Annotated in this window: 11 protein-coding genes; 2 read left to right on the forward strand and 9 right to left on the reverse strand. The window is 58.0% G+C overall.

The features are described from left to right. Nucleotides 1-10: 10 nt before the first annotated feature. The 6 genes from K7H21_RS21935 to queA all read right to left on the reverse strand — a co-directional run bounded on the left by K7H21_RS21935 (nucleotide 11) and on the right by queA (nucleotide 6981). Nucleotides 11-1402, reverse strand: a complete 1392-nt coding sequence (locus K7H21_RS21935) for a M24 family metallopeptidase (RefSeq protein WP_004129673.1) — start codon at nucleotides 1400-1402, stop codon at nucleotides 11-13. A gap of 115 nt (nucleotides 1403-1517) precedes the next feature. Then, complete coding sequence (gene secF / locus K7H21_RS21940; protein WP_004129671.1) at nucleotides 1518-2489, reverse strand: protein translocase subunit SecF; 972 nt, start codon at nucleotides 2487-2489, stop codon at nucleotides 1518-1520. 10 nt (nucleotides 2490-2499) lie between these two features. After that, nucleotides 2500-4347, reverse strand: a complete 1848-nt coding sequence (gene secD / locus K7H21_RS21945; RefSeq protein ID WP_071532289.1) for a protein translocase subunit SecD — start codon at nucleotides 4345-4347, stop codon at nucleotides 2500-2502. A gap of 27 nt (nucleotides 4348-4374) precedes the next feature. Continuing rightward, entirely contained in the window at nucleotides 4375-4707 is a 333-nt protein-coding gene (gene yajC / locus K7H21_RS21950) for a preprotein translocase subunit YajC (protein ID WP_004099423.1), read from the reverse strand. Nucleotides 4708-4729: 22 nt separating this feature from the next. Then, nucleotides 4730-5857, reverse strand: a complete 1128-nt coding sequence (tgt, locus tag K7H21_RS21955; RefSeq protein WP_087828315.1) for a tRNA guanosine(34) transglycosylase Tgt — start codon at nucleotides 5855-5857, stop codon at nucleotides 4730-4732. A gap of 53 nt (nucleotides 5858-5910) precedes the next feature. Next, nucleotides 5911-6981, reverse strand: coding sequence for a tRNA preQ1(34) S-adenosylmethionine ribosyltransferase-isomerase QueA (gene queA, locus K7H21_RS21960; protein ID WP_004129664.1), 1071 nt, complete (start codon nucleotides 6979-6981; stop codon nucleotides 5911-5913). Between the two features lie 91 nt (nucleotides 6982-7072). Here queA and acpH point away from each other — a divergent pair, with 91 nt between their 5' ends. Further along, the gene (gene acpH, locus K7H21_RS21965) at nucleotides 7073-7654 is read left to right on the forward strand and encodes an ACP phosphodiesterase (protein WP_004129663.1); all 582 of its coding nucleotides are present in this window, start codon (nucleotides 7073-7075) and stop codon (nucleotides 7652-7654) included. 170 nt (nucleotides 7655-7824) lie between these two features. Beyond that, nucleotides 7825-8427 (forward strand): peroxiredoxin, encoded by a 603-nt coding sequence (locus K7H21_RS21970; protein ID WP_004099418.1) that lies wholly within the window; start codon nucleotides 7825-7827, stop codon nucleotides 8425-8427. Between the two features lie 47 nt (nucleotides 8428-8474). Here the strand turns inward: K7H21_RS21970 and K7H21_RS21975 are convergent, their stop codons facing one another. The 3 genes from K7H21_RS21975 to K7H21_RS21985 form a co-directional block, all read right to left on the reverse strand. Then, complete coding sequence (locus K7H21_RS21975) at nucleotides 8475-9869, reverse strand: DUF3999 domain-containing protein (RefSeq protein WP_004129659.1); 1395 nt, start codon at nucleotides 9867-9869, stop codon at nucleotides 8475-8477. After that, complete coding sequence (locus tag K7H21_RS21980; protein WP_223035364.1) at nucleotides 9866-12517, reverse strand: DUF2339 domain-containing protein; 2652 nt, start codon at nucleotides 12515-12517, stop codon at nucleotides 9866-9868. The genes K7H21_RS21975 and K7H21_RS21980 overlap by 4 nt, the downstream gene beginning before the upstream one ends. A gap of 136 nt (nucleotides 12518-12653) precedes the next feature. Next, a complete protein-coding gene (locus K7H21_RS21985; RefSeq protein WP_004129654.1) occupies nucleotides 12654-14522 on the reverse strand; it encodes an amidohydrolase in 1869 nt (622 codons plus the stop codon). Between the last annotated feature and the right edge of the window lie 19 nt (nucleotides 14523-14541).

Raw genomic sequence — 14541 nt, forward strand, 5'->3', positions numbered from 1 at the left:
CAGCATTGTGTCAGTAGGGTGCGCACACCAGCGCGCGCTCGCGGCTCAGCAGCCACGGGCGCAGATACCCCACGGTACTGGAAAAAGGCAACACCTCTTCAGGCAGCACAATGCCAAGCTGCTCGCCGATGTACAAGCGGCGGGCGACAATACGCTGCCAGAGCTGAGGGTAGCGCTGCGCCAGCGCCTGACGCAAAGGGCCATCGGCAAGCGCCACGGTATCTTCAATGCTTGCGCCGCCGTAGCCCGCGCGGGAAGGAATGATGTCGATCTGCAATATCATCCCGCTTTGCAGGGTGGCGGCTGAATTGGGGCCAATGGGCGAACAGAGCCACTCTTCATCCGCGACCAGATGCCCGGGATTGAGGTGCCAGTGATATTCCGCCTTCGGCAACACCTGTTCTATCAGCGCATACATATCGCCGCCGCGCATGCCAATGCGCAGATTTTCCAGCCAGTTAACCACCGCCTTAAAGTAGGGCTTCGCCACCACCTCAAGATAATCGGCGACTTCCGGCGCCAGCTCGCGCTCATCGGCCACCACGTAAGCGGCGCGGCTGCTCAGGCCACCTTTGAAGCTGGTGGTCAGCGAGAATTTATCTCCGCGCTGAATGACCTTATCGCCCGGATAGAGATTCGCCCAGGCAAAGCGATCGCCGGTGGCGGCAATCATCACCACGCTATTAGGCTGCCCTTCCGCCGCCAGCAGCGCGCCGATTTGCTTTTCCGTTTTACCCGGCGCAATGGCGTTAAGCGCGGTCAAAATCGCGGTAGAAGCCAGATTAGCGCCGTACTCATAATGCGCCAGCTCGTTGGCATTATTAGTGATTCGCGCCCCCTCTGCCGGATCGATAAAAATACCGGTGGCATTGCTTAATTTCGCCTGCGGCCCGGCGGTCTGGCGAAGAGCGTCAACGATAAATGCCGGCAGATCGAACATCTGCGAGCGGTCATCAGCCGCGCCGGTAAAGAGCTTCCAGCCCGCCAGGCCGATACTTTTTCCCGCGGCGACGCCGGCCTCCTGGAGCAACTGAGCCAGGGTTTTGCGGGTATCCATCGGCTGATTAGGCAGCGAAAACCACGGAGCGTGAATGACCCGGTTTTCCAGCCGGGCATAGCCTGCGAGCTTGAGATTCTCGTTGCCCAGCACCAGCACCGCCTCGCCGTCCCGATGCAGCACCAGCAGCGCCTCTTCGAAACGGGGAATAAAGCCGGTGAGATACTCAAAATTGCCGCCGTGCTCTTTATCGGCATAGACGATAAGCGTGTCTAAGCCGCGCTGCAGCATCTTCGCCAGTACTTTGGCTTTGCGCTGCCGCAGCGTGTCGTCATCGAGGGTAACGGAAGGCACATCGCGCCAGAGAGGGGGTTGAGGAACGGTGGAAAGAGTTACGACAGCCATCGGCATTTCTCCATGTCATTTAACGCTGATACCGGAGAGTAACCAAAATCCGAGCGGCTGTAATAAAAAAATCCCGGCCTTGCGACCGGGATTCGTTTATCAACACGCCAATGCCTTACGGCAGAATTGACGGCTGATCCGCCCCTTCTTTCTCGACTTTCTGCTGCAGCATGTGCTCACGCTTCATGCCCAGCTTCAGCGCCAGCGCGGACGCGACGTAGATAGAAGAAGCCGTACCGATGGAGACACCGATCAGCATGGTCAACGAGAAGCCTTCCAGAATCGGCCCGCCGAAGAGATACAGCATCAGGATAACCATCAAGGTCGTCCCGGAGGTGATCAAGGTACGGTGCAGCGTCTGCGTCAACGACACGTTAAAGATTTCGTACGGCGTACCGCGGCGAATCTTACGGAAGTTTTCACGAATACGGTCAGATACCACGATACTGTCGTTCAGCGAGTAGCCGATCACCGACATCAACGAGGCCACGATGGTCAGGTCAATCTCGATATGCAGTAACGACAGCACGCCCATGGTGATCACCACGTCGTGCGCCAGCGCGATAACCACCCCAGCCGCCAGACGCCACTCAAAGCGGAAACCGACGTAGATCAGGATACACACCAGCGCGGCGATCAGCGCCAGCGCGCCGGTCTGCGCAAGATCGGCGCCAACGCTCGGACCCACAAACTCAATACGCTTGACCGTCGCGTTCTGGCTGGTTGATTCGTTAATGACGGTAACGACCTTGCTGCCCAGCTCCTGGCTGCCGTTGGCGTCATGCACCGGCGGCATACGCACCATGATGTCGCGGCTGCTACCGAAGTTTTGCAACTGCGGCTCTTCAAAGCCCGCCTTCTGCAGCGACTGGCGCACCTGGTCCATATCGACAGGTTTTTCGAGGGTAATCTCAATCACCGTACCCCCGGTGAAATCCAGACCCCAGTTAAACCCGCGCACGCCAATAATAGCGATGGACAAAATCAGCAGAAAACCTGAAATGCCGAAAGCCCAGTAGTCCCAGCGCATAAAGTCCCAGACTTTACGGCCGTGGTTCAATTGTTCAACAGTATATTCCTGTGCCACAACGCACTCCTCAGATAGACAGCTTTTTAACGCGCTTGCCGCCGTACAGCAGGTTCACGATGGCACGGGTGCCGACGATAGCGGTAAACATTGAGGTCGCAATACCGATACCGGTGGTAATCGCAAACCCTTTAATGGCACCGGTACCGACCGCGTACAGGATAATGACTTTGATAAGCGTCGTAATGTTGGCATCAAAGATGGAGCTGAACGCGCCGCGATAACCTTCGTCAATCGCCTGCTGCACGGAACGCCCGTTGCTCAGCTCTTCTTTAATACGTTCGTTAATCAGAACGTTCGCATCGACCGCCACCGCAAGGGTTAAGACGATCCCCGCAATCCCCGGCATGGTCAGCGTCGCCCCCGGAATCAGGGACATAATGCCGACAATCAGCACCAGGTTAGCCACCAGCGCAGAGGTCGCAATCAGGCCGAACTTCTTGTAGAAGAAGATCATAAACAGGATGGAGACCACCAGACCGGCCAGACACGCTTCCAGGCCCTGCTTGATGTTCTGCATACCGAGGGTTGGACCGATGGTCCGTTCTTCAACAATCTGAATCGGCGCAATCAGCGCGCCTGCACGCAGCAGCAGGGAGAGCTGGCGCGCTTCGGTCGGGTTGCTGATGCCGGTAATACGGAAGCTGTTACCCAGACGAGACTGGATGTTGGCGATGTTAATCACCTCTTCCTCTTTCGCCAGAATCGCACGACCATTGGCATCTTTCTTACCGCTGTCTTTGTACTCCACAAACAGGGTCGCCATCGGTTTACCGATGTTGTCCTTGGTGAAGTTAGACATGATGTTGCCGCCAGCGCTATCCAGGGAGATGTTAACCTGCGCCTGGTTGTACTCATCCATGCTCGACGTCGAGTCGGTGATGTGGTCACCGGTGAGGATGACGCGCTTGTACAGCACAACCGGCTGGCCTTCGCGGGTATATTTCACTTCCGAGTCGCCCGGAACGCGACCGGAGGCCGCCGCGGCGCTATCAACGTTGGTGTTAACCAGACGGAATTCCAGGGTCGCGGTCGCGCCGAGAATCTCTTTCGCACGCGCGGTGTCCTGGATACCCGGCAGTTCAACCACAATACGGTCGGCGCCCTGACGCTGAACCAGAGGTTCGGCAACGCCCAGCTGGTTTACACGGTTACGCAGGATATTGATGTTCTGCTGAACGGCATATTCGCGAGCTTCTTTCAGACGGTCGTCGGTCATCACGGCTTTCAGGCCAGTGCTGCCCTGAGTGGAGATAACCAGATCGCGGTGACGAGGGCTAAGGTAGGAGATAGCCTGGTCGCGCGCGGCGCTGTCGCGGAAAGCGATGCTCAGGCCGTAGTTGTCTTCTTTACGCACGGTCGCGTAAGGAATGCCTTTATCACGCAGTTCGCTGCGCAGGCTGTCGATATTTTGTTCCTGCAGTTTGCCCAGCGCGGTATCCATGTCGACTTCCATCAGGAAGTGCACGCCGCCGCGCAGATCAAGACCCAGCTTCATCGGCTCGGCATAAAGGGCCGCCAGCCAGCGCGGGGTTGCCGGAGCAAGGTTAAGCGCCACGACGTATTTGTCACCCAGCACGCCCATCAGCGCTTCGCGCGCGCGCAGCTGGATATCAGTGGTGTCGAAGCGCGCAAGAATTGCGCCCTCTTCCAGTGCCACAGACTTCGCGGTAATTTTTTCTTCTTGTAGTGTTTTCTGGACCTGGATCAGCGTTTGCTCACTGGCGGCGACGCCGCGCGCGCCAGTGATTTGAACAGCCGGATCCTCACCATACAGGTTGGGAAGCGCATACACTAAGCCGACGACAATAACGACGACCAGCATGACGTACTTCCACAAAGGATAACGGTTTAACACGGCAGTTCCCTTAGGGAAAATGGGTAATTACAGCGCCTTCATGGTGCCTTTCGGCAGAACGGCAGCTACGAAGTCACGTTTGATAACCACTTCAGTGGTATCGTTCAGCGCGATAGCGATGTAACCGCTTTCCGCGACTTTAGTGACGCGCCCAACCAGGCCGCCGTTGGTCAGTACTTCATCGCCTTTGGCAATGGAGTTCATCAGGTTTTTATGTTCCTTGGTGCGTTTCTGCTGTGGGCGCAGGATCATGAAGTAAAAAATCAGACCAAACACCACCAGCATCAGGATCAGAGACATCGGGCTACCCTGCGCCGCGCCACCGGTTGCTGCTACCGCATCAGAAATAAAAAAGCTCATTGAAATTCCCTCATTATTAAAATTAGTCAACGTTCAAAGGTGGAACGGTTCGACCCTGACGTTGGTAAAAATCGGTCACGAAGCTCTCTAATTTACCCTCTTCAATAGCCTTGCGTAAACCAGCCATTAAGCGCTGATAGTAACGAAGGTTATGAATGGTATTGAGGCGCGCGCCCAATATTTCGTTGCAACGGTCCAGATGATGCAAGTAAGCGCGTGAATAGTTGCGACAGGTGTAGCAATCACATTCTGCATCCAGCGGCGAAGTATCGCTCTTGTGCTTCGCGTTGCGGATTTTCACCACGCCGTCGGTGACGAACAGGTGGCCATTGCGCGCATTGCGCGTCGGCATGACGCAGTCGAACATATCGATCCCGCGGCGCACCCCTTCGACCAGATCTTCCGGCTTACCGACGCCCATCAGGTATCGCGGCTTGTCGGCCGGGATCTGCGGGCAGACGTGCTCCAGTATACGGTGCATATCTTCTTTCGGCTCGCCGACAGCCAAACCGCCGACAGCGTAGCCATCAAAGCCAATCTCTACCAGACCTTTAACAGAGATATCACGTAAATCTTCGTAAACGCTGCCCTGAATAATGCCAAACAGCGCATTTTTATTGCCCAGACCGTCAAAACGGTCGCGGCTGCGCTTCGCCCAGCGCAGGGACATTTCCATCGAACGCTTAGCGTAATCCCAGTCCGCCGGGTATGGCGTGCATTCATCGAAGATCATCACGATATCGGAACCGAGATCGTACTGAATCTCCATCGATTTTTCCGGATCGAGGAAAATCGGATCGCCGTTGATCGGATTGCGGAAATGCACGCCCTGTTCGGTGATCTTGCGAATATCGCCGAGGCTGAAGACCTGGAAGCCGCCGGAATCAGTGAGGATCGGCCCTTTCCACTGCATAAAGTCGTGCAGGTCGCCGTGCAGCTTCATAATTTCCTGGCCCGGACGCAGCCACAGGTGGAAGGTATTGCCGAGGATGATTTGCGCGCCGGTCGCTTCAACTTCCTCCGGCGTCATTCCTTTTACGGTACCGTAGGTGCCGACCGGCATAAACGCTGGCGTTTCAACGACGCCGCGCTCAAACAAAAGACGGCCGCGACGCGCGCGACCATCGGTAGTATCTAACTCAAATTTCATTATCACTCCTGCGTCAGAAAAACAGTCTGACGTTAAACACGCGCATCGCGGACTTATTCCCCGACACGTTCAAAAATAGCCTGCGGATTGTACGTGATAAACATCGCGTCCCCGTAGCTAAAAAAGCGATATTTTTGTTCTACCGCAGCCTTATAGGCGTTCATGGTGTGCTGATAGCCGGCAAACGCGGAAACCAGCATAATCAGCGTGGATTCAGGCAGATGGAAGTTGGTCACCAGCGCATCAATGACTTTGTACTGATAGCCCGGATAGATAAAAATCTGCGTATCGCCGAAGAAGGGCTCAATCAGATCGTTTTTCGCCGCCTGCGCCGCGCTTTCCAGCGAACGCACCGAGGTCGTCCCGACCGCAATCACCCGGTTCCCGCGCGCTTTTGCCGCCAGCACCGCATCGACCACCTCCTGCGGCACTTCCGCATATTCAGAGTGCATAATGTGGTCTTCAATGCTGTCTACGCGCACTGGCTGGAAGGTCCCCGCTCCGACGTGTAGCGTAACAAACGCCATCTCAACGCCTTTTTCGCGCAGCTTCGCCAGCAGCGGCTCGTCAAAGTGCAGGCCGGCGGTGGGCGCAGCCACGGCGCCCGGTTTTTCGCTATATACGGTCTGATACAGCTCGCGGTCGGCCTCTTCGTCCGGACGCTCAATGTACGGCGGCAGCGGCATATGGCCGATAGCGTTGAGAATATCCAGTACGCTGCGCGCGTCGTCGAAAGCCACTTCAAACAGCGCGTCGTGGCGTGCAACCATCGTTGCTTTAATGCTCTCATCGTCGCCAAGCAGCAGCTCGGCGCCGGGTTTCGGCGCTTTAGACGCGCGAATATGTGCCAGAATACGTTTATCATCGAGCATACGCTCGACCAGCACCTCAATCTTGCCGCCGCTGGCTTTACGGCCAAACAGGCGGGCCGGGATCACGCGGGTATTATTAAAAACCAGCAGGTCGCCTGGGTTGAGCTTGTCGAGTAAATCGGTGAAAGTACCGTGCGTCAGCGCGCCCGTCGGCCCGTCTAATGACAGCAAGCGGCAGCTGCTGCGCTCGGGCATGGGATAGTGGGCAATCAGGGATTCGGGTAATTCAAAGGAGAAATCGGCGACGCGCATGGCATATACTCATGACTTAAAAACAGGCGGCTTAGTCTAGTGCTCACACCTCTTCGCTGCAACAACTAGCCGTATCCGGATAACGAATCGCATGAATTTTCTCGCACACCTGCACCTTGCCCATCTCGCTGACAGCTCCCTTTCCGGTAATTTACTGGCCGATTTCGTTCGCGGCGACCCCGCCGGCGAATGGCCGGCTGACGTCGTAGAGGGCATCTTTATGCACCGGCGGATCGATGTACTGACGGATAACCTGCCCGAAGTCGCCGAAGCCAAAGGGTGGTTTCGCCCCGAAACGCGCCGGGTCGCGCCCATCACCCTGGACGTGATGTGGGACCATTTCTTGTCACGCCACTGGGCGCAGCTGTCGCCCGAACTGCCGCTGCCGGAGTTTGTCCGCTACGCCCACGCCCAGGTCACGTTTATTTTGCCCGATTCTCCGCCGCGTTTTGTCAATCTCAACGAATACCTTTGGTCTGAGCGCTGGCTTGAACGCTATCGGGATATGGAGTTTATTCAGCGCGTGCTGAACGGGATGGCCAGCCGCCGTCCGCGGCTGGATGCCCTGCGCGATTCCTGGCAGGATCTGGATACCCACTACGACCGGCTGGAGGAGCAGTTCTGGCGCTTCTACCCGCAGATGATGGCGCAGGCGAAAAAACGCGAACTGTAAAAGATTGCGCTTTTTTCAGAAAACGCTATTCTGGAAAGCGCTTTTAAATAACGATTGATAGACAAAACCTATCTCATCGATTGTCAGCGTCACGTTGAGTTCCTCCGCACCGCTCCCTATACTTGCCCGCGTTGCGTTCCAATTAACCTTAGTATTAACAGGAGAATCATATGGTTCTGGTTACTCGTCAGGCTCCGGACTTCACCGCGGCAGCTGTTTTAGGTAACGGCGAAATCGTTGAGAAATTCAACTTCAAACAGCACACCAGCGGTAAAGCCACCGTTCTGTTCTTCTGGCCGATGGACTTCACCTTCGTTTGCCCGTCTGAACTGATCGCTTTTGACAAGCGCTACGAAGAATTCCAGAAACGCGGCGTAGAAGTGGTTGGCGTTTCTTTTGACTCCGAGTTCGTCCACAACGCATGGCGTAACACCCCAGTAGACCAGGGCGGCATCGGCCCGGTTAAATACGCGATGGTTGCTGACATCAAACGCGAAATCCAGAAAGCGTACGGTATCGAGCATCCGGACGAAGGCGTTGCCCTGCGCGGTTCCTTCCTGATCGACGCTAACGGCGTTGTTCGTCACCAGGTGGTTAACGATCTGCCGCTGGGCCGTAACATCGACGAAATGCTGCGTATGGTTGACGCGCTGCAGTTCCACGAAGAGCACGGCGAAGTTTGCCCGGCGCAGTGGGAAAAAGGAAAAGAAGGGATGGCCGCTTCTCCGGAAGGCGTGGCTAAATACCTGACCGAGAACGTTTCCAGCCTGTAATCGGCGTACGTTCGGCAAAAGGCTCGCAGACGCGAGCCTTTTTTGTTTTATACGGAGCCGCTTTTTTTCACTTCACGCCAGATGCGCCACGCCATCAATGCCAGCACAACGACGCCAAATATCAGCGCACCCCATACCAGCAGCGTTTTCCAGCTGCTTTGCTGCTCGGCAGCAGACGTCGCCGTTAACCGCGCTTCGCCGCCCAGCATGACGTCTTCTTGCGCGACCGCCAGAGGGAGATCATTCACAGACTGCGTCTTACGCAGCGACGGCGGGATCAGCATGTCCAGGGCGACATCTGCCTTTTGCGCCGCCCGGTTTCCCCAGGCCAGCATATAAGGCCCTTTTCCCTGGGTATTAAAGACCAGCTGGTATTTATCGCGCGCGCCGCTTATCGCCGGCAGCGACGCCGATAAGCGGGCATTAATCGTCTTCATGCGAACCGCTTCAACCGGTTGACCTGACAGAGGAATATCGTCCGAACGCTTGCCGTCCAGCTGATACAGCACGGTTTTCGTCAGCGGCTGCCAGGGCTTATTTTCGCCGCTGCGCCAGGCAAGCTCGACCGGTAGAACCCCTTCGCCTGCCAGCGATATTCTGAGCGAAGTCAGCGGCTGAGGCCGGGCCCAGCGCCAAACGGCCTCCTCATCTGAAACCCTGTCCGCCTGAGCATCAAGCTCAATGCGCGTAGACTCCGGTTCTCTGCGTTCCGCCAGAGCCGTCACGCTATTTAACGCCGGCGCCTTGCTTTGCGCATCGAGGATCAGCAGCAGGTAACGATTCCCGTCCGCGGAGAGCGTCAGGTCAGCGCTAATGGTGTCCATTTTCAAACGATCGCTATCGCGCGTCAGATCCATAAGAGGCGCATCCTCCTGAACAGAGCGCCAGTACTTCAAATCGCGGCTGGAATACAGCGACGCTTTCCCCTGCCAGTTAGCCGCCAACGATTCCCAGTTCAGCCGCAGTTGAGCCAGCGCGAAAGCGTCCGTCTTATCCGCCGGCAGCGTCAGTAAATAGCTCTGCCCGAGCGCCTTCGCATCATCGGTTTCCAGGTGAATTTCGATCCCCGTTGTTGAACGCAGGACCAGCGACTCTCCGCCGCGTCGCCCCTCTTCACGCGGCGGAACCGGCGACATCTGCAGAGGGAAAAGCCGTAGCGTCATCGCTTCAGGCGTAACGGGTTGCGCCTTCTGCACCTGCAGCGCGAACGGTACCGTATCTCCCTGATGGTTAAATACCCGCACATCGCGCAAATCAGGCCATGCCGTCCCCTGATAGAGCAACGGGGAAAGCTCGACGCGATACCAGGGCGACGCGCCGCTGGTTTCCAGCATCACCCCCTGCATATAATCCAGTGGTTTTTCTCGCGCTTCATTGCCGCTGACAGCCGCGCCCGTCACACCCAGCAGCACGCCGCATAACACCGCTTTCATCCATTTCATTTTTCTTCTCCTGCTTTGGGCGGTAACGGGGAAAAATACCCGACGATCAACACCAAAATCGCCACGCCGATAAACGCAACAGCCCGCGCCAGCCCGCCGCCGCCTGCGCTATCCACCAGCATGAGTTTCACAATGACAACGCCTAACAACGCCGCGCCGCATAGCCATTCGCGGCGGGAAAGTCGCCGCGTCGCGCGCAGCATGATCGTCAGCGCTGCCAGCGTCCAGACCAGCGCGAAAGTGGTCTGAATTAAACGCGAATGCCACAGCGGCTCGATACTCCAGGCCACCTCGCCGTACCAGGCCAGGGCGCGCAGCAGCAGACCATTCAGCCACCAGAAGCCGAGCGCCAGCAAAGCAACGACGGGCCAGGGGCGGCATACCGATAGCTGCAGCGGAAAATAACGCCGCGAAACGCGGTAAAATATCGTCAGCCCAAGCAGCGCAAAAGCGGCGCCCTCTTCCAACGGGTTAATCAGCGGCAAATAGGTCTGACCGTAGACTGTGCCATCCTGCACATTCGTCAGCATTAACAGGCATCCCAGCGCCACCGCCACCGGTATCATCGCCTGAGAAGCATACAGCGCAGGCCATACCCGGAATGGCCACACTTGCCGATGAACGGCTTCCGAGACGAGGAAAATCAGCATCCCGCCCGCCACCATCATTAATCCGCTCGCCCAGGCCGACATGCCCCACGGCAAATCCTGGGTAAACCAAAACAGCTCCATTGCCAGCGCCAGCAAAATCATCCACAACAGCGACAGGTGGGCAAGCTTACTCAGGCGCGGCGGCAGTGAATGCCCATCACGCCAGAGCAGGGCCGCCGCCGCGGGTAGCGCCGCGCACCAGGCCAGATTTTTCCAGCCAGCAGCGAAAATCTGCTGCTGGGACAGCTGGTAAAACAGCACCATCAGCATCATTGGCCACAGCAGCCATTTGCTCGCATCCAGCTCTTGCCAGGCTAAGCGCGCGGCGGCTGCGCGCCAGCACCACACCGACGCCGCCAGCGCCGCCAGCACGCCAAAGACAATCTGCGTGTCTTTACTCACCGCCAGCTGCGATGCGCCCACAAGCGCCACCATCCAGAACAACAGGCCGCCGATAAGCAACCCCCAACTGCCCTGCACCTGGACGGTTCGCCACAGCCAGGCGGCAACCAGCCAGCTAAGGCTGAGTACGGCGAAAATCAGCAGCAAAGAGAGCGGCGTGGCGCCATTCGCCTGCGCCCATAGCGCGCTGCCAACCGCCAGTACAAGTAACGCCGTACCGCTGTAGCTCATGCGCCGCTGCTGCTGTTGCACGCCCAGCCAGAGGATGCCAAGACCTTCCAGCGACCAGGCCATCGCAGTCCAGCGAGCCGACAGCGCCAGCGGGATGGCCAGCGTGGTAAAGGCGCCGCCGAGCGCCAGCGCCGCCAGCACCAGCGGCTTCCCTAAAGAGGGGTAGCGACGCAGCGCCAGCCAGGCAAGGGCCAGATAGAAACCGCCGTAGCCCAGCGCGCTAAGCGCCGGGCCGTATTCCATATGCCGGGTAATGGCGTACTGCATACCAAAACCGACCAGCGGCGGCGCAAACAGCAGCACGCCGTCAATAATCTGACGACCTTTTTCCTGCGCCCGCAGCGACAGCGCCACGCTCAACACGCCAAAAATAAGCGTATTGGCAATTAAAAACAGCTGACAGCTCAGGTAAAACGCTGGCCGATACTCATTCAGCCCCCACAGGCCGCCAACGCCAAAGGTAAACAGCAGGCCAAGCAGATTAAGCTCGCGCCAGTGCTGGCGGATGCTAATGGCAAGAATGCCGACCGACAGCAGAAGATAGAAGGAGAACAACGCCACATGGCTGCCGCCGCCGGTAGAGAGCAGCAGCGGCGCAAGATAACCGCCAAGGCTCGCCAGCATGGCCAGGCTGAGCGCTTTTTGCACAATCGCCAACCCAACGCTCGCCGCGCAGATCGCCACCAACAGCGCAAACGCCAGGGTCATCGGTAGCATCTGCCACAGGCGAAAGGCGCCAAAAACGGTGAGATAGAGCGCGCCCGTTGCCCCACCCTGCAAGATCAGGGCGTACACCGGTTGCTTATGCCGCAATCGCCATCCGACAGCCAGCAGGACGACCGCGAACAGCGCCGCCGCGACCAGACGTAATTCGAGGGGGAACAGAGCGTGTTCCACGGTATAGCGCAGCAGAAAGGAGAGGCCAAGAAACAGCAGCAGGATCCCGAGCTTCGCCAGCGGATTGCCCTGCATAAACCAGCCTGCCAGTGACGATATTATTCCACCAAAGGCGGAAGATGGCTTGCTTTCGGGGAGAGAGGCCGCCTTTTGCTCTGGCTGCGGTTGCGGCGTTGGCTGCGCGCGCCACGGATCGATGGCTTCAGCCACGGGCTCCGGTCGAGGCTCACTGAGCTTCACCGTCATCGCGTCAGCAGCGATAGCGGCTTCTGGCGTTGTCGGCGCGAAGGCGGTGGTCTCTGCCGCAGGCGCGACGCCGCATCGCTCAAGCTCCTCAACCCGACGTTGCAAAGCCGCCAGCTCAAAACGGACCGCCGCGCTGCGCCTGAGAGCGACAATCGCGACGAGCGGCCCAACCACCAGCCCGCAGAATAAAATCACGGCGCCAAAGATCAGTAGATCGTCCATGTTCCCACCTTCACTGTTTGAAGAGGGAGCAGAATGACACACATTGTCTTATCAGCGCTATCCGAGAAAATGAAAAAGGCCAATGAGGACGTTGATGCTCTCATTGGCCTATCGGTACTGATAAGCGCCCGTCGCGCTAAAAAGCAAAGCAGGAGCAGCCGAGCACGCCCCAGAACGCCTGCTCATCGGCAACCGGTATCGACGATTTGCGCGCAATATCATGCTGATGCCCGTGTACGCCGCAGCTGCCGCAGCACTGGTGCATCTGCACGATTGCACCGATTTTCGCGGCCGTCGGCGGCGCGGAACGGTAATGACCCGGAACCTTCACCACCGGCGACCACTCGGGCAGCACCGGAATGGGCGGCGGCGCCAGCGGCGAGAAGTGTCCGGCGGCGTACACCACCTTGCCGTCCACCACCGTCAGCACCGACTCGATCCCCTTGATTTCCTCTTCCGCGACGCTGAAATAGTCTTTGGAGAGCACCACCAGGTCGGCAAGCTGGCCTTGTTCAATGCGCCCTTTCTTACCCTGTTCGCTGGAAAACCACGCGCTTCCCGCCGTCCACAGCTCCAGCGCCACGTCGCGCGGCAGGCGGTTGCTGTCGTCATACATCGCCATCCCGCCGACGGTACGGCCGGAAACCAGCCAGTAGAGCGCGGTCCACGGATTGTAGCTCGCCACGCGGGTAGCATCCGTCCCCAGCCCCACCGGAACCTCCAGCTCGAGCATTTTCGCCACCGGCGGCGTATGTTTGACCGCATCTTTACCGTAGCGGTCGACAAAATATTCGCCCTGGAAAGCCATACGGTGCTGCACGGCAATGCCGCCGCCCAGCGCTTTAACGCGTTCGATATTGCGCTCGGTGATGGTTTCCGCATGATCGAAGAACCAGTGCAGACCGTTGAACGGAATATCGCGATTCACCTTCTCGAAGACGTCGAGCATCCGGCTGATGGATTCATCATAGGTGGCATGCAGGCGGAACGGCCAGCGATGTTCAACCAAGTGGCGCACCACCCGCTCCAGCTCATCTTCCATCCCTTCCGGCAGATCCGGACGCGGCTGGAGGAAGTCTTCGAAATCCGCCGCCGAGAAAACCAGCATCTCCCCGGCGCCGTTGGCGCGGTAAAAATCGGTGCCCTGTCCCGGCTTGAGCATATCGGTCCAGCGCTCAAAATCTTCCAGCTCCTGCTTAGGCCGCTGGGTAAACAGGTTATAGGCAATCCGCACGGTCATCTGCTCTTTGGCGTGCAGCTGTTCAATAATTTCATAATCTTCCGGGTAGTTCTGGAAACCGCCCCCGGCATCAATGGCGCTGGTCAGCCCCAGACGATTCAGCTCGCGCATAAACTGTCGCGTTGAGTTGACCTGAAGTTCCAGCGGCAGCTTCGGCCCTTTGGCCAGCGTCGAGTAGAGGATCATGGCGTTGGGTTTGGCGATCAGCATGCCGGTAGGATTACCGTTGCCGTCGCGAACGATCTCGCCGCCCGCCGGATCCGGCGTCTCTTTGGTGTAGCCCACCGCCTTCAGGGCCGCGCGGTTAAGCAATGCGCGATCGTACAGATGCAGGACAAACACCGGGGTATCCGGCGCCGCATCATTAAGCTCCTCCAGCGTCGGCATCCGCCGTTCAGCGAACTGGAATTCGCTCCAGCCGCCGACGACCCGCACCCACTGCGGCGACGGCGTGCGATCGGCCTGATCTTTTAGCATCCGTAGCGCGTCCGCCAGCGAGGGAACCCCCTCCCAGCGAAGCTCCAGATTGTAGTTCAGACCGCCGCGGATCAAGTGCAGATGGGAGTCGTTCAGGCCGGGGATCACCGTATGGCCTTTAAGATCGATAATTTGCGTCCCTTCAGCGGCAAAGCTCATGATCCGATCGTGGCTACCGGCTGCGAGAATTTTACCGTCAGCGATCGCCACCGCATCGGCCAGAGGGTGTTGACGATCGAGAGTATGAACCCGACCGTGGGTCAGGATCAGTGTGGCAGTTTGCGACATAACGCACTCCTTCAGGAGG

This window comes from Klebsiella sp. CTHL.F3a (assembly GCF_019890895.1).
Taxonomy (GTDB): domain Bacteria; phylum Pseudomonadota; class Gammaproteobacteria; order Enterobacterales; family Enterobacteriaceae; genus Klebsiella; species Klebsiella grimontii.

Excerpts from the sequence above, each read along its gene's own strand:
- acpH (WP_004129663.1), top strand. The coding sequence starts at position 7,073 with ATGAATTTTCTCGCACACCTGCACCTTGCCCATCTCGCTGACAGCTCC.
- yajC (WP_004099423.1), bottom strand. The coding sequence starts at position 4,707 with ATGAGCTTTTTTATTTCTGATGCGGTAGCAGCAACCGGTGGCGCGGCG.
- queA (WP_004129664.1), bottom strand. The coding sequence starts at position 6,981 with ATGCGCGTCGCCGATTTCTCCTTTGAATTACCCGAATCCCTGATTGCC.
- K7H21_RS21935 (WP_004129673.1), bottom strand. The coding sequence starts at position 1,402 with ATGGCTGTCGTAACTCTTTCCACCGTTCCTCAACCCCCTCTCTGGCGC.
- K7H21_RS21985 (WP_004129654.1), bottom strand. The coding sequence starts at position 14,522 with ATGTCGCAAACTGCCACACTGATCCTGACCCACGGTCGGGTTCATACT.
- K7H21_RS21980 (WP_223035364.1), bottom strand. The coding sequence starts at position 12,517 with ATGGACGATCTACTGATCTTTGGCGCCGTGATTTTATTCTGCGGGCTG.
- tgt (WP_087828315.1), bottom strand. The coding sequence starts at position 5,857 with ATGAAATTTGAGTTAGATACTACCGATGGTCGCGCGCGTCGCGGCCGT.
- K7H21_RS21975 (WP_004129659.1), bottom strand. The coding sequence starts at position 9,869 with ATGAAATGGATGAAAGCGGTGTTATGCGGCGTGCTGCTGGGTGTGACG.
- K7H21_RS21970 (WP_004099418.1), top strand. The coding sequence starts at position 7,825 with ATGGTTCTGGTTACTCGTCAGGCTCCGGACTTCACCGCGGCAGCTGTT.